This window comes from Bradyrhizobium sp. P5_C12 (assembly GCF_054049735.1).
In genome coordinates this window covers 31817-53300 of sequence record NZ_JBFULU010000013.1, presented here as the reverse complement: position 1 = coordinate 53300, position 21484 = coordinate 31817, and the positions used below count along the sequence as shown (strand labels likewise).

Annotated in this window: 17 protein-coding genes; 6 read left to right on the top strand and 11 right to left on the bottom strand. The window is 62.1% G+C overall.

Going from position 1 to position 21484, the window contains the following annotated elements:
- The first annotated feature begins 60 nt into the window (after window positions 1-60).
- The 4 genes from ACXJMY_RS14330 to ACXJMY_RS14315 all read left to right on the top strand — a co-directional run bounded on the left by ACXJMY_RS14330 (window position 61) and on the right by ACXJMY_RS14315 (window position 6740).
- The gene (locus ACXJMY_RS14330; protein ID WP_456619988.1) at window positions 61-1014 is read left to right on the top strand and encodes a LysR family transcriptional regulator; all 954 of its coding nucleotides are present in this window, start codon (window positions 61-63) and stop codon (window positions 1012-1014) included.
- A gap of 199 nt (window positions 1015-1213) precedes the next feature.
- Window positions 1214-2272 carry an AAA family ATPase gene (locus tag ACXJMY_RS14325; RefSeq protein WP_456619987.1) on the top strand — a complete coding sequence of 353 codons (1059 nt, stop codon included), beginning with the start codon at window positions 1214-1216 and terminating at the stop codon, window positions 2270-2272.
- 100 nt (window positions 2273-2372) lie between these two features.
- Window positions 2373-4727: a S8 family peptidase gene (locus ACXJMY_RS14320; protein ID WP_456619986.1), complete on the top strand. Its 2355-nt coding sequence runs from the start codon at window positions 2373-2375 to the stop codon at window positions 4725-4727.
- Between the two features lie 330 nt (window positions 4728-5057).
- Complete coding sequence (locus ACXJMY_RS14315) at window positions 5058-6740, top strand: MASE4 domain-containing protein (RefSeq protein WP_456619985.1); 1683 nt, start codon at window positions 5058-5060, stop codon at window positions 6738-6740.
- A gap of 92 nt (window positions 6741-6832) precedes the next feature.
- Here the strand turns inward: ACXJMY_RS14315 and ACXJMY_RS14310 are convergent, their stop codons facing one another.
- From ACXJMY_RS14310 to ACXJMY_RS14290, 5 genes are all read right to left on the bottom strand, one after another.
- Window positions 6833-7300 carry a hypothetical protein gene (locus ACXJMY_RS14310; RefSeq protein ID WP_456619984.1) on the bottom strand — a complete coding sequence of 156 codons (468 nt, stop codon included), beginning with the start codon at window positions 7298-7300 and terminating at the stop codon, window positions 6833-6835.
- Complete coding sequence (locus ACXJMY_RS14305; protein ID WP_456619983.1) at window positions 7284-8198, bottom strand: DUF2950 domain-containing protein; 915 nt, start codon at window positions 8196-8198, stop codon at window positions 7284-7286. The genes ACXJMY_RS14310 and ACXJMY_RS14305 overlap by 17 nt, the downstream gene beginning before the upstream one ends.
- Complete coding sequence (locus ACXJMY_RS14300; protein WP_456619982.1) at window positions 8195-9874, bottom strand: DUF3300 domain-containing protein; 1680 nt, start codon at window positions 9872-9874, stop codon at window positions 8195-8197. The genes ACXJMY_RS14305 and ACXJMY_RS14300 overlap by 4 nt, the downstream gene beginning before the upstream one ends.
- A gap of 234 nt (window positions 9875-10108) precedes the next feature.
- Window positions 10109-11341 carry an HlyD family secretion protein gene (locus tag ACXJMY_RS14295; protein ID WP_456619981.1) on the bottom strand — a complete coding sequence of 411 codons (1233 nt, stop codon included), beginning with the start codon at window positions 11339-11341 and terminating at the stop codon, window positions 10109-10111.
- Window positions 11334-11744, bottom strand: coding sequence for a hypothetical protein (locus ACXJMY_RS14290; protein WP_456620091.1), 411 nt, complete (start codon window positions 11742-11744; stop codon window positions 11334-11336). The genes ACXJMY_RS14295 and ACXJMY_RS14290 overlap by 8 nt, the downstream gene beginning before the upstream one ends.
- A gap of 176 nt (window positions 11745-11920) precedes the next feature.
- On the opposite strand from ACXJMY_RS14290, the gene ACXJMY_RS14285 reads away from it, so the two are divergent.
- Entirely contained in the window at window positions 11921-12373 is a 453-nt protein-coding gene (locus ACXJMY_RS14285) for a hypothetical protein (RefSeq protein ID WP_456619980.1), read from the top strand.
- A gap of 44 nt (window positions 12374-12417) precedes the next feature.
- Window positions 12418-13218, top strand: a complete 801-nt coding sequence (gene ppk2 / locus ACXJMY_RS14280) for a polyphosphate kinase 2 (RefSeq protein ID WP_456619979.1) — start codon at window positions 12418-12420, stop codon at window positions 13216-13218.
- A gap of 93 nt (window positions 13219-13311) precedes the next feature.
- Here ppk2 and ACXJMY_RS14275 read toward each other — a convergent pair whose 3' ends face one another.
- From ACXJMY_RS14275 to ACXJMY_RS14250, 6 genes are all read right to left on the bottom strand, one after another.
- Window positions 13312-13794, bottom strand: a complete 483-nt coding sequence (locus ACXJMY_RS14275) for a hypothetical protein (protein WP_456619978.1) — start codon at window positions 13792-13794, stop codon at window positions 13312-13314.
- 168 nt (window positions 13795-13962) lie between these two features.
- A complete protein-coding gene (locus ACXJMY_RS14270) occupies window positions 13963-14397 on the bottom strand; it encodes a hypothetical protein (RefSeq protein WP_456619977.1) in 435 nt (144 codons plus the stop codon).
- A 30-nt stretch (window positions 14398-14427) separates the two neighbouring features.
- On the bottom strand, window positions 14428-16128 hold the full coding sequence (locus ACXJMY_RS14265) for an aspartate:alanine exchanger family transporter (protein WP_456619976.1): 1701 nt from the start codon (window positions 16126-16128) through the stop codon (window positions 14428-14430).
- A gap of 12 nt (window positions 16129-16140) precedes the next feature.
- The gene (locus ACXJMY_RS14260; RefSeq protein WP_456619975.1) at window positions 16141-18894 is read right to left on the bottom strand and encodes a decarboxylase; all 2754 of its coding nucleotides are present in this window, start codon (window positions 18892-18894) and stop codon (window positions 16141-16143) included.
- A gap of 184 nt (window positions 18895-19078) precedes the next feature.
- Window positions 19079-20797: a SulP family inorganic anion transporter gene (locus ACXJMY_RS14255; protein ID WP_456619974.1), complete on the bottom strand. Its 1719-nt coding sequence runs from the start codon at window positions 20795-20797 to the stop codon at window positions 19079-19081.
- Window positions 20794-21468 carry a YoaK family protein gene (locus ACXJMY_RS14250; RefSeq protein WP_456619973.1) on the bottom strand — a complete coding sequence of 225 codons (675 nt, stop codon included), beginning with the start codon at window positions 21466-21468 and terminating at the stop codon, window positions 20794-20796. Before ACXJMY_RS14250 ends, ACXJMY_RS14255 begins: the two co-directional genes overlap by 4 nt.
- Window positions 21469-21484 lie beyond the last annotated feature (16 nt).

Here is a 21484-nt window from a genome sequence, read left to right as displayed (position 1 = left end):
CGCAGCGCAGCAAAAGCATTAGAATGTCCGCAATCCAATCATTTGTGACATGAATTCAACATGGCCCGTTTCGACACCAACCGCTCCGCCGAGATGGAGGTCTTCGTCCGCGTCGTCGATCTCGGCGGCTTCACCCAGGCCGCGCGAAAACTGCGCCTGACGCCGTCGGGCGTCAGCAAGCTGATCTCGCGGCTGGAGACGCGCCTCGGCACGCGGCTGATCACCCGCACCACGCGCAAGCTGACGCTGACGGAGGAAGGCCAGGCCTTCTATCAGCGCGCCGTGCGCATCCTTGCCGAGATGGAAGAGGCCGAGCGCGAGGCGGCCTCCGGCGCCGCGCCGCGCGGCCGGCTCACCGTCAACAGCAACATCCCTTTCGGCATGCTGCATGTGATGCCGCTGGTCCCGCGCTTCCTCGAACAACATCCCGACGTCACGCTCGACCTCGTGCTGACCGATACGCTGATCGACCTGATGCAGGAGCGCGCCGACGTCGCCATCCGCGTCGGCCCGTTGCGGGCGTCACGTCTCGTCGCGCGAAAACTCGGCACCAGCCGCATGGTCGTGGTCGGCGCGCCGAACTACCTGGCGCGTTTCGGCACGCCGAAGGCGCCGGCGGATCTCACCGAGCACCGCGGCATCGGCTGGACCTTTCCGCGTTCGATCCGTGCCTGGCCGTTCAAGCGCGGCGACCGCACCGAGGAAGCCGCGCCGCCGCCGGCCGCGCGTGCCAGCGACGGCGAAGCCGCCCGCCGCTTGGCGCTCGGCGGCGTCGGCCTCGCCCGCCTCGCCCTCTTCCACATCGGCCCCGACATCGAATCCGGCCGCCTCGTGCCGGTTCTGCAAAGCTACAATCCCGGCGACCGCGAAGACATCCACGCCGTCTATGTCGGCCACACCGCCCCCCTGCCCGCCCGCGTGCGCGCGTTCATCGACTTCCTGGCGGAGCATGTGCGGGTGAGCGACCCGGCGCTGAAGCGCGCGGGGGATGGCAGGTGGCGGGTGGTTGGATGAGGCTGACGGCGGAGAGAGTGCCTAAGCTGGCAAAGCCGATAATCAATGCCGTTTCAAATAGTTGCTGGACCCGTCTCGCCTGCCCCACTCTGCTCGACGGATACTCTCTGTACGACAGTTTCCACAGCCGGAGAACCCTAGCTCCCAATCAGAGTTCACGTTACGTGCTTTATCAACGATTGACGTGTAAGGTTCGGGCATGGCCAAAAGTGACCTCCTCGTCTCCCTCGTTCGCGCTGGTGCAACCGGCGACAAAGGCATGCTCCGATCAACCGTCGAAGCACTTATGGCGGACGAGCGCGCTAAGAGCCATCATCTTCTGGCCGACCGCCTAGAGAGAGCGCTCCAAGCGGTAGCCGTGACCCCCCCTAGCTTGGTCACTTCGTCCCGCACGCAGCAAACGCCCGGCCGGGACACGATCCTAGAACTGACCCCTCGCGTCCGTTTGGACGACCTTGTGCTTCCACTTCCCGCACGCACCGAAGGCATGCAATTGGTGGAGGAACATGCACGCGCGGACGTACTGCGTGCGCATGGGTACGAGCCGCGCCACCGAGTCTTGCTTTCAGGGCCGCCGGGGAATGGCAAGACATCGTTCGCCGAAGGAATAGCCGAAGCGCTAGCCTTGCCTTTCTTCGTGGTACGCTACGACGCGCTAGTTGGAAGCTATTTGGGCGAGACCAACGCGCGGCTACGAGCCCTTTTTGACTACGCTCGCACGCAGTCATGCGTACTTTTCTTCGATGAGTTTGATGCGATCGGAAAAGAGCGAGGAGATGAGCACGAGACTGGCGAGATCAAAAGGGTCGTCTCGTTTTTGCTAATGCAGATCGATCAACTGCCAAGCTACGTTCTAACGATTGCCGCGACCAATCATGCCGAGTTGCTTGACAGAGCCGTATGGCGTAGATTTCAACTAAAGATAGCGTTGCCGCCCCCTAGAACAGAAGAGGTAGCCTCCTTTATAGGAGGTATTATTAGCCAATGGCCTGACCACCCTTCTAAGTCAGCAGTAGAGATTACCAATCAACTGAGCGCTAGCTCTTACGCCGAAGCGCGAGATTTTTGCCAGAATGTTAGACGTAGACAGATTTTGGGCTTGGGCGAGACTTCGATCGACGTCGCTCTAGCAAATGAATTGGAACTTTGGGCCTCGCGCGTAAGACCTGAGAACATTTATGGCGATCGATCCATCGAAGCCGTTACTTCGTCTGGAGCCAAGCGCTCCCGTAGACCGGACCCCCGGAAGTCCCCGTAATCCGGGTCGGCCTCAACAGTTTTCCGTCGCTGCGCAGAACGCTTCATTCGGCCCCCGTTTTCGTCGGCTGGAAGCGGCGCTAAATCGCGACCCCTCCGGCTTGACCTTGCAAGCCGATCCATCTGCACTCGCACCTGAGCGTTTGCTGGTCTTTGAATTGCGTGGCGCCATTAACACGTTTGCAAATGCAATCCGGAGAGTTCCTGGCCTTGAGTTGATCGACGAGGAAGAACTCGAAAGCGACGATCATGACAAGGCGCCCGAGGCATATCTTTTGGTCCCGGATGCGGAGGCTTTGCGGAATATCTTATCACTATGGCGACGATGGACTTCAGGTCAGGAATTGGGCGAGGGATTTACGCCTTGGCGTGATGTGTTCGCAACTCTGCGAGATTTGCGTGTATGGGGCCCTAAGGACCGTGTTCAAGAAGAGGATCGAGCCATCCTTGCCGACGAAATCCAARATTTGGCAGATGAYGCGCTCCTCACTTTAGAGATTGAGCTAGTATTCAGGGCCAACGAGGAGATTGCACAAGCGGCGGAAAACAGCGTTGTTGCAAGTACTAGTGCCGCAGGCGGCCGCATTCTCTCTCGGTGTCGAATTGGCGAAATTGCCTACCACTCCCTGTTGATCACACTCCCCGTTGCGGCTGTGCGGCGCGTGATTGAACGATCATCTCAAGGCATTAGCGGCCTTGACCCTGTGATGCATATCCGCCCGCAGAGCGTAGCATCGGACATCGAAACTGGAGAAGCGACGCGTGCCACCGAAACCCCGCCCTTGCCGGCGGGCGAAAAAAGCCCCATCCTTGCAATTCTCGACGGAGTACCAGTTTCTGAACATCCGCTTCTCCGCGGACGATTGAATGTAGACGATCAATTTCAACTTGAACCGCGCGCGCTCGTAGGGGAGCGAACGCACGGCACAGCAATGGCGTCGTTGATCGTGCACGGCGATCGCAACCTGTTAGAGAGCCCGATTGAACGGCGCTTGCACTGCGTTCCGGTTCTAGGTTCACGCGATCAATTTCCGGAGAATAGACTGATCGTTGATTTGATCTATCAAGCTGTACTCACGATGAGAGAGGGACCAAACGCGACAGCCTCAAATGTTATAGTGATAAACTTGTCGCTGGGAAACGTAAGAAAGCCGTTTCATGGCAGACTATCTCCGTGGGCCCGGCTTCTTGACCGGCTAGCCCATCGATTTGGAATTTTGTTCTTAGTCAGTTCGGGAAATCACCTCTTGCCTTTCGAAATCCCATCGATCGCCTCGATGGGCGCCTTTGAAGCCGCACCACCTGCTGATCGCGCTGAACACACTCTCAATGCACTGGCACAATTGATAGCTGCGCGGCGGCTGCTTTCACCATCTGAGACGGTAAATGGCATAACCGTTGGCGCGGCGAACATTGACGCAGTTCAAGACGTTGATCGGCGTGGAGCGAGGGGAAGGGTTGATCCCTTTTCCCCACTTCAGATGGCAAACCCCTCTAGCGCGTTGGGCCCCGGCTTCGCCAACAGCGTAAAGCCTGACATTTTGATGCCGGGTTCTCGCGAACATTTGTCAATGGTAAGCAGCGGCAGAATACTCTCCGTAAAGCCAAGCGGCGCCGGTAGACCCCACGGCCTCAAGGTAGCTGCTCCCCCTCGCGAGGGTGGGACAAATTGGGAGCATTACACTGGAGGTACAAGCGCCGCGGCAGCACTAACCTCTCGACTTGCTCACCGCATCCATGATGCGCTTGAGGACGTTTATGGAAATACATTTCTCGAATTGTCGCAACATCAACGGGCGGTACTCCTCAAATCGCTCCTGGTGCACAGCGCATTCTGGCCTGACGCCAGTGCGGAGTTAATCAAGCAGGTACTGGGGCCTACCAATAATCGGCAAAGTGTCAGGCAAAAAGACAACATCCGGCGATTTCTCGGCTATGGATTGGTTGATGCAGATGCCGCTGTATATTGCGCCGAGGATCGCGCGACCTTTTGGGCGGTCGGCGTCATTGGGCGGGAAAAGAAATGCGCTGTAACGGTACCCCTTCCAGCATGCCTTGGTGGGCAAGCGCGATTGCACTCTATGCACACAACTCTAGCTTGGTTCACACCGGTACTTCCGGGTAGACAGTCATATCGCTCCGTCAAACTATCGCTACTTATACCGGATGACTTGAGCGGCCTCCGGGTTGATCCGACAAGGACGCAACCCGACGTGAATCAAAGCAGCCGAGGCACCGTTTTTTCTCGCCACTGGGAAGGGCGTCGTGCCCCCACGATTGGGCCCAATGGCAACCTAGAAATTTCTATTCAGCGCGAACCCGATCGCGGAGGCAAAAGCGACGAAGTCGTGCCCTTTGGGCTCGCTGTCACAATAGCCATGCCCGGCATGGTTCAAGTTTATGATCAGGCGCGCGCTCGCATCGGATTGCCCGTGCGGCCCGCCGTACGTGCCTGATACTGTAGCGGCCAATGAGATCTAGATTTGCGCTTCTCTTCCCAAGGCGGCGGGAAGGGCACTTCTAACTATCTCTTGGGAGTATCTCGGGGACCGGCTCTCTTGCGCGTCCGAATAATGGATTGCTTTCAATCGCACGGACGCCATTGATGGCGGTGGTCGAATCCTACCGTAGCCGAAGGAGGTCGCACCAGTCGTTTTAGTCGTTTGGAGCCCTAAGGGCATATCGCAAAACGAGTATTCACGCCGTAAACACCGGCGTGGGGGCCCTTTCAAAAAGCGTCCTGAGGAGTAAGACTAGCTCTTCGCGGTACCCTTATGGGGAGCGGCATGAGGCGTCAATTCATCGGGTTGGTCGACGGTGCGACAGCACCGGGGCCGCGCATTGCGCAAGTGGCGGAACGATCGGCCGATGCGGCCGGCGTGCCTGCTTCCAACGATCAGCAAGAATTCCCATTGATCATCGCGAATATGCCCGCAACGCCTCGCCAAAAGGCCTCTGCGGTCGGTGTCGCCGTCTTCCTCATTGTCGTTGCAGCGGTGATCGCGCCGTTCGCGAGAATCCAGCTGGGCCAGATCAATGGCTTCGTTCCGGTTTTACAGACCGCGTTGGGAGTGGCCGAACTCATCACGGCAGCCCTGCTATTTGCCCAATTTTCGATCCAGCCTCAGTGGGCGCTGCTCGCACTCGCAAGCGGATACGTTTTCAGCGGATCGTTTGCATTCCTGCAGACGCTCGCCTTTCCGAACGGATACGCTCCCGCAGGCGTGATCGGCGATGGACTGAACAGCCCCGCCTGGCTTTACGTGCTTTGGCATACGACCTTTCCCGCGGCGATCCTCATCTACGGGTTGACGAAGGATCATTTCAAAGCCGGCAGACCGGGCAGGCCTGCAGGAGCGGTGATCGCAATAGGAATCGCGATCGGCTGCATCGCTGCCGCAATAGCGGGACTGACGTGGATCGTGACCGCGAAGGCCGAATATCTCCCTACCTTCTACATGAGCGACGTCAGGCATCAGACGCCGCTTGGCAATCAGGTCAACCTGATCCTTTTGCTGTGGAACGTGACCGTACTCGCTGTCCTGTTTGTGCGCATGCGCACGATTCTCGACCTCTGGCTGATGGTGACTTTGCTCGCCTACTTGCCCAATTTTCTGGTGGCGATCATTGGCAGCTCGGTTCGATTTACCGTCGGTTGGTATGCGGCGCGCGGTTTCGTTCTGATCGGCAGCTGCATGTTGCTGACCGTGTTGCTCGTCGAAACGATGTTTCTGTATTCACGCCTCGCCAGCGTCATTGCGCTGCAGCGACGCGAACGGACGAACCGGCTTCTCAGCATCGACGCGGTCACTGGCGCGATCGCCCATGAGTTGAGATCCCCGTTGGGGGCCATCTCGCTCAATGCCGCGACAGGTCTCGGTCAACTACGAGCCGACCCTCCTGAACTGGAGGACATGGAGAACATCCTCCGCGATATCGAAGCCGACAGCAACCGGGCCGCTGAAATCATTTCGAGCATTCGCGAGATCACGGTCAAGACGGCGCACGGAGGTGCTTCGACAGACGTCGAAGGTGTCGCAGAGCTTGCGCTGAGACTGTTGAAGCACGATCTCCTGGCCAATGGAGTATCAGTGGCTACAGAGTTTCAGGGCGACATTCCTCCAGTGGCCCTGGACGGCACCGAGCTTCAGCAGATCGTCTTGAACCTTTGCAAAAACGCGATTGACGCAATGGGCTCTGTCTCCGCCGACCAGCGAAAGCTACGTATGAAAACCAGTCTTGATGGCGGCACGGCGGTCCATTTGTCCGTTGAAGATTCCGGCACCGGCATCTCTCCGAATCATCAACAGCGCATCTTCGATCCATTCTTCACGACGAAACCGGGCGGTATGGGATTGGGGCTGGCTGTCTCCTCCAACTTGGTCGCAAGATGCGGAGGAAAGCTGAGGCTGGTCAAATCGGACGCCGATGGCTCCATTTTCGAGCTGCAGATGCCGATTTCCGTGTGAGGTCGCAATTTCGCCCAGGACGACCAACGCAAGCACGAGAGCGGGACGTGCAGAAAACCTCAATGATCATCGGCGGGCGAAGCGATGCACGCTCACCTCAGAGAGATCATGATTTCGCTGAGGTTGGCGGCGAACTCCAGCCCGGCCTTTGGCCCCTGCAGCACCATCGTGACACCTTTGTCGTTGCGCAACTGAACCCCGTTGATGCCGCCGATCAGGGCGGCCCCGCCGCCGACCGAGCTATATTTGCCGGCAAAATCGCTGATCTCACGAATGCCTGAGGCCCGGCCCTCGAGCCGCCCAACTGTCGCGCCCGCGGTGAAGCCCAGGCTCAATCCGGTGACGCGGAACGAATACTGGCGGCCGCGATAGGTCAGCACGCCGGTCCCGGCTCCGCCGCCCACGAGCAGCCCCGCTTTCACGATCTTGACGCGGACCTGGGCGGAGGCCTGCGCAAACGAGGGGGCGGTCGGAACAAGGAGTGCGAGCAGCACAATGGGTGCCAGACGCCCGAGCAACTGGCGCAATATCTCCATCCGTCGCTCAGGGTTTTGCAGCATCGACCTTCTTCCAGGTCTGATCCGGATCGAACGCGGTGATGCGGGTAGCGAGGGCGTTGGTTCGAGGCCCGAGATCCTTCTGGTAGACGACGCCGGCATGATTGACCACGAAGGTCATGACGCCAGAATTGCCATACTCGGCAGGCCAGGCGATCAGGCCGTAGCCGCCGATCATCTTGCCCTTGACGACATAGTTGAGCGCGCCGCCGGGCGCGTCAGGCCCCTGGCCTTTCAGGATGCGGAAGTAATAGCCGTGATAGGGCGCCGGCCCCTCGCCCGGCTTGTAGCCTTCGGCCGAGGCCTCCGCGACCAGCGCACCGAGCGGACTCGGATCGCTGTCGTCGCGCCAGAACAGGCCGTCCTTCTTGCCGGGCGTGGAGAGAAAGCGCTGCGCATAGACGCCGGCGCCCTCGCCGCGATCCTTGTCGGCATATTCGTTCTGCGCGTCGACATAGGCGAGCGCGGTCTGGATCGCGTCGAGCTCGTTGCGGCCAATACGCCGGCGAAGCACTTCGATGCGTCCCTCGGCGGTGTCGAATTCCCAGCCCGCCTTGGTGTTGACGAGCGGGATCGGGAACGGGAAGTCATCGGGCCCAAGCAGCAGCGTCGCCTTCTTGTTGCCTTCCGCCTTGATCGAATGCCTGGCGTCATACATCGAGACGAAACGCGCGCGGATATCGACGTCAGCAACCTCATCGCCGGACGAGACGATGTCTTCGGCGGCGCTGCCGAGCACCTTCAGGATGTCGCGCGGGCCGCTCTTGGCCGCGGCCGCGAGCGCCGATGCGGCATCCTCCGGCGTCGGATAGGATTGCTGCGCGACGGTCGCCGTGCTCATCAGCGCGAGCGCGATGATGCCCGGCAGGACGGCACGCTGAAGCCACTTCAGACCGATCATGGCGACACCTCCGCAGGGATCCTCGCGCCCGCGGCAAGCCAGTCGCTGTAGCTCCGGAATTTCAGGCCGAGCTTCTCGTAATAGACGCGCAAATATCCGTCGCTGCCGCGGGTCACGGCGCCCGGCGCCACCAGCTCGACCTCTTGCGCCATGACGCCGACATAGGCCTTGTGGCTGCCGATATAGCTGAAGCGATAGTAGCCGAGACCGCTGGCGAGATGCCCGAGCAGGACGACGTCGTGCTTGAGCGCGATATCGGAGCGCCGGCCACCACCGCCGCCACCGCCACGGAAGCCACCACCGCCACCGCCGCCACGCATCGCCATTCCGCCACCACCGCCGCGCCCGGCGAAGCTGCCGCCGCCGCCGCCGCGAGGCATGCTTGCCATGCTGGATCGTCCGCGCGCCGACGCCGCCGCGGCCGCCCGGCCGGAGGAGACGTTCATCGCACCGCCGCGATTGCCGCCACCGGGCCGGTTGCCCGCACTGCCGCCGGCGCGGTTGGCGGCCTTCGCGCGATCACCGCCGCCCTTGGCGCGATCGCCGCCACCCTTGGCGCGATCACCGCCACCCTTGGCGCGGTCACCGCCGCCCTTGGCGCGATCCCCCGCGCCTTGGCCACCTCGATCGCCGGCGCGGTCCCCGGCACGATCGCCTGCACGATCTCCTGCACGATCTCCCGCACGATCTCCAGCACCTGGCCGGTCCTGTCCTGGCTTCAACACCTGCTGTCCGTCGCGGCCGCGGAAATCCATGCGGTCCGACGCGCCGGCCTTCAAATTGTTGTTGCCGAAGCGCTGCTGGACGTTGGCGTTGTTGTACCGCACGCCCTGGCGATGCGCCGGATTGTGCTGCCAGCCATTTCCGATGTTGGTGGTTCGGTGATTGATATAGACGTTGCGGTTGCCCCAGTTGCAGCCGCCCCCCCAATAATTGCCCCAGCGCCCGATCGCCCAGGCGGTGCCGAAGGCGAGGCCGGCTGCGACCACGCCCGCACCGATGTAGGACGGGTAGCCGAAATAATAGGGCGGATAATCCGTGTAGGGCCACTCTCCGTAAACCGTCGCCGGCTCGTAGTACGGCACGTACATCGTATCGGCCACGGCCGGTTCGATCACGATCACCTGCCTGCTTTCCTGGGTCTGGACACTGACCTTCTGCTGCTTGGTGGTGACCAGCTTCTTGTTGTCATAGGCCTTGGTGCGCAGCCGCTGGACCGCATCCATCACGTCCGGCTGCTGCGCGAGCACGGCGTCGCCCAGCGCCTTGGTCCAATCGAGCTTGTCGCTCATCATCGTGAGGACCTCGGCGGTCGAGGCCAACGCCTTGACGCTGTCGTCCCAGGACTGCTTCTCGACCTCGGCCTTCAGCGCATCGCCTTTCAGGGTCTTGCGCTCTTTCAGCCAGCGATCGGCCTGAACGACTTCCAGAGGATAGGTGGAAGCCGCCAGCACATTGGCGAGCAGCTCGTCGGGATAGAGTGCGATCGGCGCCACCAGCGCTTCGAGCTGTTCGGGCTTGAGCAATTCGGCGGTCGGCGGCGTCGGGCTCGGCGGTTGCGCCTGACTGGCCGGGGCAGCGGGGGCCGCCGGGGTGTCCGCCGTTTGGGCGGCTGCGGCGACCGGGATCGCCAAGAGCAGCACCATCGCGATCAGGGTCTTGCCGCAGCGAAACATTGCGTCCTCCCTTGAGCCCTCGTCGAGGCAAGCATCTCGAATGGTCAGCCTGCTTTATTGATCAAGATCAAAGGAACGCGACCGCGCGCCCCGGCTTCGGCACGGTGTGCATTGCCTGGGCTCTTGTTCGAAGTAGCGTATCGGGTCGCAGATCAATCCTCCCAGGTTGGAAGGACATTCGGGGACCGCCGCAGTGATCTTGCTTGATATGAATCAAGCCAAGACCGAACCCGTTCAGTGGCCGCTGAGCACCAGCGTCTTGATCGGCAGCAGCAGCGCCTGGATGCGCAGCAGCAGCGCATGCACCAGCCCGACGCCGTCGACGACATGCAATACAATGGCCCGGCCGGTGCTGGTCTCCTTCGCCGAGATCTCTTCGTGATTGCTGGTGTAGGCGTTGACGATGCAGCTGCTGCCCGGCGTCACGCCTTCAAGACCGCCCTTGTAGAGCGGCTCCAGGAAAGCCAGGATTGTGCCGGGCCGCCCGACATTTTGCGCCTCGATAAGCTGCTCGCCGCTTCGGAACTGCCCGGCCGCGATGTAGTCCTGCACATTGGTGACCACCATCGGAATGATGACCCACGGCCTCGATATGCAGGTCGCTTCCGCCACCATGCCGACTTGCAGGACTTGAGCCTCGATCTGACCAAAGCCCGCCTGCAGGCCGCGCCGCCCGGCGCCGTCGGGAACCAGCACGCCCGCCGGGCGCATCAGCTGATTGACCACATCGCCGACGCGCACGAGGAACTGCTCCACGCGCCCGTCAACACCGGCACGGACAAAAGTCTTGTCCAGATCGACTTGCGCTTCGGCCAACAACGCCTCGGCACTTGCCTTTTCGGCCGGCAGGAGCGTTGAAACCCGCAAGGCCGCCGACTGCCTCGATGCGGTGGCGGCATCGATTCCGGCCTGCCGCTGATCGACGACCACCTGCAGTTTCTCGATGTCGCGTTGCGGGACGATCCCGGGATTGCGGCGCTGCAACTCGGTCTTGACCTCCAATTCGTCCTTGGCCTGCTGATGACTGGCCCTGGCTTCCTGAATCTGCGCTTCGGCCTTGACCACATCGGATTCCGCGGTCGCTAGCGAGGCATCAACCTCGGCGATCTTGCGCCTGGCGGTCTCGAGAGCCGCGCGTTGCTTCGAGCTGTCCAACGTGAACAGCACATCGCCCTTCTTCACCGCCTCGCTGTAACCGACATTGACTTCCGCGACCCGGCCAGAGCCCTCGGGCAGGATGGGCACCGTACGGTAATAGAGCGTCGCCGAGGTTGTTGACGGGTGAAAGTAGAAGATCATGGTGATGAGCGATACCGTGAGCATCAAGCAGCCGGTGATGCCCCATCGCAACTCGTACCAGATCGAAAAGAAGGTGATCTCCTTACCGAAGCGCTTGCCCTGGGCATAGCGGCGGTAGAGGTAGTCCGGTAGGATGGTTAGAAGGGAGCAGAACATCAGCTCAAACATGGCTGGGCTCCTTCTCCTTGGTGATCGACTTATCTGCCGGCGGCGGGCTCGGTTGCTCGGATTCACGCCCCTCGCTCGGCGCGGCGTCAGCGATCCTCTCGACGGAGCCCGCAATGCTGCGCAGCGGCGTACCGAAATCGGGCAGGTCGATCATCGCGAGCAGGAGGCCCGCCACCCAGAAAATGTGCATGTGCGTGAAGAGCGAGATGATGCCCAGCACAGCCACGATCTCGAATTGCAGCTTCTGCGACTTGTGAGCCATCCGCTCAGGCAGGCTGTGCAGCTTCCAATAGAGCGTACCCACCCACAGCACGGTGCCGACCAGGAAAATGCCCATCACGACCATCAGCGGATCCACCCCGCTTCCGGGCGCGAGATAGAACGGCAGATGATGAGGGGCCATCGGATGAAGCTGTTCGCTCAACGTTGTCTCCTCAGGGGTGCGTCCGCTTGGATAACTCGGACCCAGTGTCGGTATCGGGTCGCGCAATTTCTTGATCTGGATCAACGGGCCTGAAACGGCCCTGCCTAGCGTCGCCTGCAAGCTGAAGTCGAAAAGCCAAACAGGAGCGGCCTGTCATGCCCGGCATCGATGATCTCATCCCCAGTGCAACGCAGATCCGCAAGGAAGCAGCCCTCAAGGAGGCCGAGAAGGCAGACGAATATGCCCGCCTTGCCGCCGCAGCTGAAGCCGAGAAGCGCGCCCTGATTGAACGCCTCAGCAAGCCCTCTGGCAAGACCGAGGACGAGAAGGTCAAACTCGCTTCGACCATCATCCAGCGTGCAGTGCGAAACGGCTTGACCGAGGTTCTGGTCTATCGCTTCCCGAACACGCTGTGCAGCGACAAGGGCCGCGCCATCAACCAGCAGGAAAAGGGCTGGGAGAACACCCTGACGGGGATTCCGAAGGAAATCTTCCAGCTCTGGACCGATTATCTGAAACCGCGCGGTTATCGCATCGCCTATCAGATCATCGATTTTCCGGGCGGCGTGCCGGGCGACATCGGCATTACGATTTCGTGGGGTGATTAAGCACCGCTCTGCCCCATGGGACCTGACACGGCGAAAGGGTGAGCATGGCCAAGGACAAGCCTGCCGAGCGAATGAAGCGCAAGGATTACGAGAAGGAACTGGAAAAACTCCAGGTCGAGCTTTGCCACCTCCAGGACTACGTCAAGGAAAACAAGGTTCGGGTCATCGTTCTGTTCGAGGGCCGGGACGCCGCCGGCAAGGGCGGCACGATCAAGGCGATCACCGAGAAGGTCAGCCCGCGCGTGTTCCGCGTCGTCGCGCTGCCGGCGCCGTCGGACCGCGAGAAGTCGCAGCTCTTTTTTCAGCGCTACATGCAGCAGTTTCCGGCCGGCGGCGAGATCGTGATCTTCGACCGCAGCTGGTACAACCGCGCCGGCGTCGAATACGTCATGGGCTTCTGCACACCCGCCGAGCACGATCGCTTCCTTGCGCTCTGTCCGCAGATGGAAAAATACGTCATCGACGGCGGCATCATCCTGATCAAGATCTGGCTCGAGGTCGGGATGGACGAGCAGGAGCGCCGATTCAAGGCCAGGATCGACGACCCCGTCCGGCAATGGAAGCTCAGCCCGATGGACCTGGAATCCTTCCGGCGCTGGTACGATTATTCGCGGGCGCGCGACCTGATGCTCAGGAAGACCAGCACGAAGCATGCGCCCTGGTACATCATCCGCTCCGACGACAAGCGCCGGGCGCGGCTGAACTGCATCGCGCATCTGCTGAAGGCGATTCGCTACAAGCGCGTCAAGAAGGACAAGGTCAGGCTGCCGCCGCGCTCCGACAAGGGACGCTACAACGACCAGGCCGGCCTGCGAGGAATGAAGTTCGTCGCCGAACGATATTGACGAGGATCGGGCCGCGTGACGACGCGGACCGATCACTCAAGGCGAGACTTCCGTTGCTCAAGATCCTCTGTCCGGACCGGCAGCCGCGCATTTTCAGTATCGATACTGGTTAGGATACTGCGGACAGACCCAATTGCCGTAGGTGTCCTGATAACAGCCATTGTTGGAGTTGTTGTTGTTGTAGTACCCATAGGCGCCGATTGCGGCCGCACCGACGGCGGCGCCGTAGGCCGCGCCACGGTAGCCATATCGCGGATAGCCGCCGGGATAACCAGCGACCGGACGGCCGGGACGACCGGCAACGGGGTAACCTGGACGGCCCGGACGGCCCGCGATCGGATGGCTCGGGCGCGGACCTCCTACGCGATAGCCGCGCTCTGCCCCGCCATGGATCCGCCCGGCATGAACCGCGCCGCCACGATAGCCGCCACCGTGAAAGCCTCCGGCGCGCATGCCCCCTCCGCCCCCGCGAAAGCCGCCACCACCACCGCCGCGACGGGCGTAGGCATCATCGGGGATGAGCGTGGCAGTGAGAAGAACGAAGGCCGCGACAGCTGCAAGAAGATAACGAAGCATGGCTAGTCCTCCCTCGATATTGGGGTGCCGTGATCCGCCCTTCGACGATGCCTCGCAAATCGCGGACGGCACCTTATGGCATTCCGGGCGACGATCTCCTCCGCTTGACCTGGATGAGAGGAGCCGCCGCGCACCGGGCCGCGCTGCGGCGGCCCGGTCACTCCGCGTCTATTTCAAACGTATCGTCACACCGCCCACGGCGGCAGACACTTCCGCACCAACCTTCGGACCGCTGAGCTGCAGGATCACCCCATTTGCGTTTTGCAGTTGAACGGCTCCTGCGCCCGCCGCAATGGCGCCGCCTGCTCCACCCACCGCGTAGGAGCCTTCGATCGATGCCGGGCCCCTCAGGTTGAGGGCGCGGCCGACCAGCTTGGTGGTCGAGGCACCGATCGTGAAGCCGACGCTCATGCCGGACACGGTGAAGGGATATTGCTTGCCCCGCAACTGCAGAACACCTTCACCGCCGCCGACGCCGACGATGAAGCCGCCCTTGGTGAAGACGACGGCCACCTGTCCGGTCTCAGCACGTGACGGCGTACTGAGACCGACGGCACCGGCAAGGAGAGTCGCGAGAGCGGCGCAAGCAGCAAGTTTGTTCATGTCTCTTGTCCTTTGAATGAAGGTGCCGCGCTATTGCGCCAGGATCATCGCGAAGTAACCGAACACGGTGAGCAGGATACCCGACACGGCATAGGCGACCGGGAATCCGATCCAGGGCACGGAGCTCTGGATTTCCACCGCGGCCTCGCGGCAGGGACCCGAGTGCGAGCGCGCGCCGGCAACGCCGCCCATCAGCACGGCCGGGTTGATCTTGAAGACGTGATAGCCGATCGCCCAGACGATGAACGGCGGGATCGTGCAGGCGATGAAGCCGGCAACGAAGATCTTCAGGGCCACGGCTCCGGTCAGTTGCGCCAGCAATCCGGCGCCGGCATTGACACCGACGATGGCGACGAAGACCACCAGACCGAGGTCCTCCAGCACGTTGCGCGCAGCGTTTGGCGTGTTGCCGAAGAAGCGCAGCCGCGAGACCAGCGACGAGACGATCACGCCCGACAGCAACAGACCGCCGGCGTTGCCGAGGCCGACCTTGGCGCCGAAGGCCGGAAATTCGATCATGCCGATCAGGAAGCCGATGATCATGCCGGCGGCGAGCGTCAGGAGATCGGTCGAGGTGTTGGTCCGCGCGATGCGGCCCCACATCTCGCCGAGCTCGTTGACGGCCGACTTGAGGCCGACCACCGACACGATGTCCATCCGCTGCAACTCGGTCTTGAGACCGGCCGGGATCTGCACGCCGCCGCGCTCGACCTTGGTAACCTGCAACTGGCCGGCGATCGCCGTGTCGCGGAAGGATTCGAAGGTGCGTCCGACCATCTCCTTGTTGGTGACGAGGATGTCCGCCTGGTCCATGGGAATGCCGAGCGCCTTGGCGTCGGCAACTTCGGGACCGATCAGGCCCATCTTGTCGGTCAGATGTTCGGTCGAGCCGCCGAGCGCGACGACGTCGCCCTTTTGCAGGACGAAGTCGGGATCGGCTCCTTGCGGCTCACCGCCGCGGGCGACGTTGACGATCCGGTATTCCGGGTGAACCGCACGGAACTTGGCGATACTCATGCCGAACTGCGCCGGATTTTCCAATCGGTAGGCGCGCAATCCGAACTGCCGGTAGCCGGTCAGGCCGCCGCCCTCGAGATCCTTGACGCCGAACTCCTGCTCGTACTGCCTGGCTGCCGCCCTCGCATCGACGCCCCACCAGCGCGGGAGGTACTTGCAGATCAGGATGATGCCGACGGTACCCCAGATATAGGTGATGCCGTAGGACAGTGCGATCATGCCCGACGCGTCCTCGGGCTTCATGCCTTCGGGAAGCTTCACGACACCCGAGGTCACGGCCTGCTCGGCCGAACCAATCGCGGCCGACATGGTCTGCGATCCAGCCAGCATGCCGCCGGCTGCACCAATCGGGAGCGCGAAGAGCTTGGTGCAGATCACGACCAGCGCCAAGCCGAGCACGCTCGACACCACCGCCAGGATGCAGAATTTGAGGCCATCACCCCTCAGGCTGTTGATGAAGGATGGGCCTACGCGGAGGCCGACGCCATACATGAACAGATAATAGAAGAGGCTCTTGGCAAAGGCGTTGAGCTCGAGCTTGACGCCGTAGGTTGAGGCCCAGACCGAAAGGGCTGCGCCGACCACGATGGCGCCGGCGACCATGCCGAGGCCGTAACCCTTGATGCTGGCCCGGCCGATCCAGACGGCAAGACCGACGACGAAGAACAGCAACAGAAACGGATTCTGCTGCAAGAACGTGAAAAACGCCTGCATGTTCGTGCCCTCTTATGACGCGGCCTTGAGCTTCGGCGCTGCGGCCGGCTTTGGCCTGCCGATCTTGGCCAAGGCTTCAGCGCGCACGAGCTTCAACCCCTCCTTGGCGTCGTAGCCGTGGATCTCCTTCACATCGAGCTTGCGCATGAAGTCGATGGTTTCCTGGGTGATGACCTGACCCGGCACCATGATCGGGAAGCCCGGCGGATACGGGATCACGAAACTGGCCGAGACGAGGTCGGGACCGGCCTTCAGGCGACGGTCGATCTCGGGGTCGGCGAGGCGAATGAATTCGCAACCTGCCGCGTCATACGCTGCGTAGAAGCCGCTGCGGATATCGCCTTCGTTGGTCTTGGCGCCGGCATCGCCACGGAAGCTCTGGTGGAAATGCGAGAAGTTCGGCAAGTCCGGCACGTCGGTCATCAGGCTCTTGACCCGCGCCTCGAATGTCTTCTTCGCATTGACGCCGCCCTGAGCAAGCCCGCGATCGACCTCGCCCGCGATCTCGGCCAGCACCCTCACCAGATGCGCAACGTCGCTGCGGGTGTTGTTGATATTGGACTGGAACAACACCGAGTTGCGCGAGGTCTTGTTGATCTGGATATTGTACTCGTTGGCCAGGATTCCCTTGAACTGCGTGCCGTCGTAGCCGGCGGTGCCGCACACCAGGGTCATGCGGGTCGGATCGAGGCAGAATTCGTCGTCGTCCAGGCTCTTCAGAATGCTCGCCCAGTTCGTACCGGCTGCCAGATAGTCGGTGAAGCCGCTCTGGCGGTATTGCGCCGGCACCATGGCGTCCGCGCCGAGAATCCGGAAGTATTTCGAGATCAGCGGATTGTTGTTGACCGCATGGCGGATGGCAAACGCAATTTCCATCGCATTGGCCACGAGACCATAGCCCTCGAGCTCCATCTGGCGCCGCGAGACGTCGAGGCTGGCGATGAGCTGCTGGTTCGGGCTGGTCGATGCGTGCGTGAACACGGCCTCCTTGAACTGCTGCTCGACCGTGTGGAACTCCACGTCCTTGACGGACAGCATCGAGCCCTGCCGGATCGCCGACATCGACTTGTGGGTCGAATTGGTCTGGTAGACGCGCAAGCGGATCTGACGCGGATCGGGGATTAGCCGTGTCTTGAGCAGCATCTCGTCGGAGGGGTTCTTGCCGAGCACAGCCTGTTGGGCTTCGTAAGCCTTGACCGATCTCGGATCGCGCATCCAGGCCTCGATCTCGTTGGCGGCGCCCATGGCGGTGCGCCGCCGCAGGAACGGCGAGAAGCGTGCAAAGCCGAACCAGGCTTCGTCCCAGAGGAAGATCAGGTCCGGTTTGATCGCGAGACATTCCTCCATCACCCGGCGGGTGTTGTAGATGTGGCCGTCGAAGGTACAGTTGGTCAGGTCAAGCATCTTGACGCGGTTCAGCCGGCCATCGGCCTTCGCATTCAGCAGGGCCTGCTTGACCGTCTTCAGCGGCACCGCGCCATACATCGAATATGCCGTCATCGGGAACGCTTCGACATAGATCGGCTGGGCGCCGGCCAGCACCATGCCGTAGTGGTGCGACTTGTGGCAGTTGCGATCGACGATCGCGATGTCGCCCGGCCCGAGCAGAGCCTGCACCGCCATCTTGTTCGAGGTCGAGGTACCGTTGGTCACGAAGAACACACGATCCGCGCCGAGCGCGCGCGCCGCCTTGTCCTGCGCTTTCTTGATGTTGCCGGTCGGCTCCAGCAGGCTGTCGAGCCCGCCGGTGGTCGCGCTGCTCTCGGCCAGGAACAGGTTGAGGCCGTAGAATTCGCCCATGTCGCGGATCCAGTCCGACTTGAAGACAGACTTGCCGCGCGCGATCGGCAGCGCATGGAACGTCCCGATCGGGCGTTGCGCGTATTTCTTGAGATTGTCGAAGAACGGTGTGTCGAAGCGATCCTGGATACCTTCGAGGATGGAGAGATGGAGCTCGAGGAGCTCTTCGACGGAGTAGAATATCCGCCGAACCACATCGGCCTCGGGGTTTCCCGCCATTTCCTCGACGTCGCGATTTGACATCAGATAGAGGTCAAGTTCGGGACGCACCCGCTTGATGATGTGCGCGAGCCGAAGTGCGGACGCGTCCGCCTCGTCATTGATGCCCGCGGCGGCGGTCATGGTGCGCAGTACCGGCGCGTCGTGACGCGAGCGCAGGCCGAACCCTTCGTTGATGACGACGGCCGCGATGTTGGGGTTGAGCATCGTCGCGCAGAAGGCGTCTTCGAGGCTGCCGACGATCACCGGCTCATAGACGAAGGAATCGACCGGACGTCGCAGCTTGCGCCATTCGGCGGCGAGCACCGGCCAATTGTGGGAGGAGACGCCGGTGACGATCAGCGTTTCGAAATAGGGCCGATGGCCCTCATGCGATCCGAAAGTCGAGGGCACGAGCTCGGGCGCATCGCTATTGCCGTCGTCCTTGGGATTCCAGTCGCCGGCATGCTGGCGGAAGGATCTCGTCATCAGGGCCTGCGTGATGCGCGTCGCAAGGCCAAGCGAACCCGCCGCATCGCCGGCCGAGGCCGCTTCCCGCAACACCGCCATCAATTGCGGCCCGGGATAGCCGTGAAACTCCTCTATCACGGAGAGATTGACCAGCGCCGCGTCATACTTCGCTCGGTCGCCGCCGCGCGCCCATGTCTTGGCTGCCTCGACCAGATCGCGCCAGTCGTCCGCCCGTCCACCGGGCCCGGAAATGAACTGATCGATGCGCTTTTCTGCAGGCTTGGCATCCTTGGACATGTCTCTCTCCGGATCTTTGCGAGGTCGCGGCCGGATCGTGATGCCCGCCGACCTCGATCCATTGATCCAAGTCAACGGTCGCGCATCTTGCAGACGCCCGACGCTTCGCGATGCAATATCGTCCGAGACGGCTGTCGCGCGATCGTTTGCGGGCGATAGGTGGGATCGGATCGGAGCAAGCCGGCTAGCGAGTCGGCCGACGCTCGGTGTCGGGATGTCCGGCGTTGCCTTCGCCGAGCACGCTGTCGAGCGAGCGAAGCCACGCCCCGCTGTCGGTCTTTTCCGCCAGTCCTTCGGCCCGCAGCAGATCGCGCAACTGTGCGTGCGCGCCGACGATGCAGAATGCGACATGCCGGGAGGCGAGTTCGTCATAGAGATCGTGCAACATGCGCGCACCCGCCAGATCGATATAGGGCGATGCCGAGAGATCGCAGACTACCAGCCTGACATCGACTGACCTCAGCAAGGTGTCCAAAACTGCTTCCAGGATCGTTTCAGCATTGATGTAGAGCAGCGAGGCTTCGGGTCGAAATGCGATGATGCCGACCAATGGCTCGACGCCATCGTGCCTCGCATTGTCGGAGTAGCGGCCGGTCCCCGGAAGCCGGCCGAGGAAAGCAACGTTCGGACGTGATGCCCGCGCCAGGAGCAGGACGATCGACGCAATCGCCGCCAGCAGGACGCCTTGCAGGATCCCCAGGAGCAACACTGACAGGAGCGCAATCGCCGCGGCATAAAAGTCGATGCGGCTGACTTGCCACATCCGAAACAGCGCGCGGATGTCCACCAGCCTGTAGACGGCAGCAAAGACGATCGCCGCCAGCACTGCCTTGGGCAGATTTGTCAACACCCCCGTGAAGAACAGCAGGCACAGCGCGAGCGTCGCCGAACAGATCACCAGCGCCAGTGGCGTGCGTGCCCCGGCATTGTCGTTGACCGCAGATTGCGACAGCCCGCCGGCCACGGGATAGCCGTGGCCGAACGCGGTGACGAGATTCGCCGCGCCCAGCCCCAGGAACTCCTGCCGGACATCGAGCGCATAGCCATGCTTGGCAGCAAAGCTGCGGGCGGCGGAGACACCTTCTATATAGGCCAGCAAGACGCATCCCGCGGCCAACGGAAACAGCTCGTCGGGCTCCAACAGACCAAAGCTGGGCAATCCGATCGCCGGCAAGCCCTCCGGAATCTTGCCGGTGACTGGCACGCCGAGGGACGGAAGGCCAAGCAGTGTCGCCAAGGCGATCGACAGGAACATGATCGTGAGCCCGACCGGCTTTCCGGGCAGCCGCCGTTCTCCGAGCAGGAGGAAGAAGAGCGCGATGGCACCGATCGCCAGAACCAGCCAATTGATGCCGCCGAGCTGGCCACTGAGCTTGATGGCGCGATCGAAGAAATTGTGACCGCCTCCGGTGACGCCGAACAGGCTCGGCAACTGGCTCATCATGATGGTGAGCCCCGCGCCGGCCTTGAAACCGACCAGGATGCTGTCGCTGACCAGGCGGACGAGAACGCTGAGCTTGAACAACCAGGAGATCAGGCAAAGCAGCGCCACCGCGCATGCGGCCAGGCTTGCGATCTCGGCGTATTTCGCCGGGTCTCCGCCGGCCAGCGTTCCGACCGTGGCCGCAATCATCAGCGAGATCGCGGAGGTCGGACCGACTGCAAGCTGGCGCGACGACCCGAGCAGCGCATAGCCGATGCCGCCGAGCATGTAACCGTAGATTCCGATCTGGGGCGGCAGGCCCGCCAGCGCCGCATAGGCCAGCGACACGGGAATGGCGTAAGCCGCCAGCGTGATGCCGGCGATGGCGTCCGAACGCAGCCAGGCGCCATGATAATGCGCAAGCCATGTCGCCGGCGGAAACAGGACCATCCAGCGCGATCTCGGCTCGGAAGTCGTCATGGGCTGGCCTCGTCGCGCGGGGCTTCGCAACGCAGCAGCACGATCAGGAGTGCGATCACGGGGATACCGAGCACCAGATTCGGGATTTGCTTGGTCGCGAAGGCGCCAATTGCGGCTCCGAGGCCGAACGTGACGCATAGGGTGGCGAAAATGCCGGGAGGGCGCAGCGTCCCATGTCCGGAGACCGCAGCGAACACACCTTCGATCGCCTGCCGCATGTTGCCCGTGATCATGACCGAGCTGTAGACGACGCCCTCGACCCTGGTGAAGACGGCGCTCTGTACGGCGGCGACGAACGAAATGCCAAGCGTTCCCGCAAGATCCGGCAGGCGGTTGTGCAGGATGGCGATAGCGACCAACAGCAGTATTTCGATGAGCGTGCTGATCGCGCTGGCGCGCTCCCCGGTTGCGCGGCGCAGCCATGCCGCAACCACGACGCCAACCGCGAACGCAAGGATCGGTGGGACAAAGTGGAGCGCCTTCGTCCAGTCGCCGATCGAACCATAGACCCACAGCAGGACGAGATTGGCGGTCTGCGCGTTAGCCATCACGCCATGGACGATCCACGTATAGGCGTCGAGATAGCCACCGGCGAAGGCCAGCAGCAGCGCGATCGGTACCGTTTCGTCGCGGCGTATCGACGAAGCAGCTGTGGTATCCATCGTGCTCATGTCCGAGACGCCGGGT

What these genes read in the sequence shown, in the direction of transcription:
- ACXJMY_RS14255 (WP_456619974.1), bottom strand. Translation starts at nt 20,797, where the DNA reads ATGACGACTTCCGAGCCGAGATCGCGCTGGATGGTCCTGTTTCCGCCG.
- ACXJMY_RS14260 (WP_456619975.1), bottom strand. Translation starts at nt 18,894, where the DNA reads ATGTCCAAGGATGCCAAGCCTGCAGAAAAGCGCATCGATCAGTTCATT.
- ACXJMY_RS14250 (WP_456619973.1), bottom strand. Translation starts at nt 21,468, where the DNA reads ATGAGCACGATGGATACCACAGCTGCTTCGTCGATACGCCGCGACGAA.
- ppk2 (WP_456619979.1), top strand. Translation starts at nt 12,418, where the DNA reads ATGGCCAAGGACAAGCCTGCCGAGCGAATGAAGCGCAAGGATTACGAG.
- ACXJMY_RS14290 (WP_456620091.1), bottom strand. Translation starts at nt 11,744, where the DNA reads ATGGCCCCTCATCATCTGCCGTTCTATCTCGCGCCCGGAAGCGGGGTG.
- ACXJMY_RS14325 (WP_456619987.1), top strand. Translation starts at nt 1,214, where the DNA reads ATGGCCAAAAGTGACCTCCTCGTCTCCCTCGTTCGCGCTGGTGCAACC.
- ACXJMY_RS14305 (WP_456619983.1), bottom strand. Translation starts at nt 8,198, where the DNA reads ATGATCGGTCTGAAGTGGCTTCAGCGTGCCGTCCTGCCGGGCATCATC.
- ACXJMY_RS14295 (WP_456619981.1), bottom strand. Translation starts at nt 11,341, where the DNA reads ATGTTTGAGCTGATGTTCTGCTCCCTTCTAACCATCCTACCGGACTAC.
- ACXJMY_RS14310 (WP_456619984.1), bottom strand. Translation starts at nt 7,300, where the DNA reads ATGCTGCAAAACCCTGAGCGACGGATGGAGATATTGCGCCAGTTGCTC.
- ACXJMY_RS14285 (WP_456619980.1), top strand. Translation starts at nt 11,921, where the DNA reads ATGCCCGGCATCGATGATCTCATCCCCAGTGCAACGCAGATCCGCAAG.
- ACXJMY_RS14275 (WP_456619978.1), bottom strand. Translation starts at nt 13,794, where the DNA reads ATGCTTCGTTATCTTCTTGCAGCTGTCGCGGCCTTCGTTCTTCTCACT.
- ACXJMY_RS14270 (WP_456619977.1), bottom strand. Translation starts at nt 14,397, where the DNA reads ATGAACAAACTTGCTGCTTGCGCCGCTCTCGCGACTCTCCTTGCCGGT.
- ACXJMY_RS14300 (WP_456619982.1), bottom strand. Translation starts at nt 9,874, where the DNA reads ATGTTTCGCTGCGGCAAGACCCTGATCGCGATGGTGCTGCTCTTGGCG.
- ACXJMY_RS14265 (WP_456619976.1), bottom strand. Translation starts at nt 16,128, where the DNA reads ATGCAGGCGTTTTTCACGTTCTTGCAGCAGAATCCGTTTCTGTTGCTG.
- ACXJMY_RS14330 (WP_456619988.1), top strand. Translation starts at nt 61, where the DNA reads ATGGCCCGTTTCGACACCAACCGCTCCGCCGAGATGGAGGTCTTCGTC.
- ACXJMY_RS14315 (WP_456619985.1), top strand. Translation starts at nt 5,058, where the DNA reads ATGAGGCGTCAATTCATCGGGTTGGTCGACGGTGCGACAGCACCGGGG.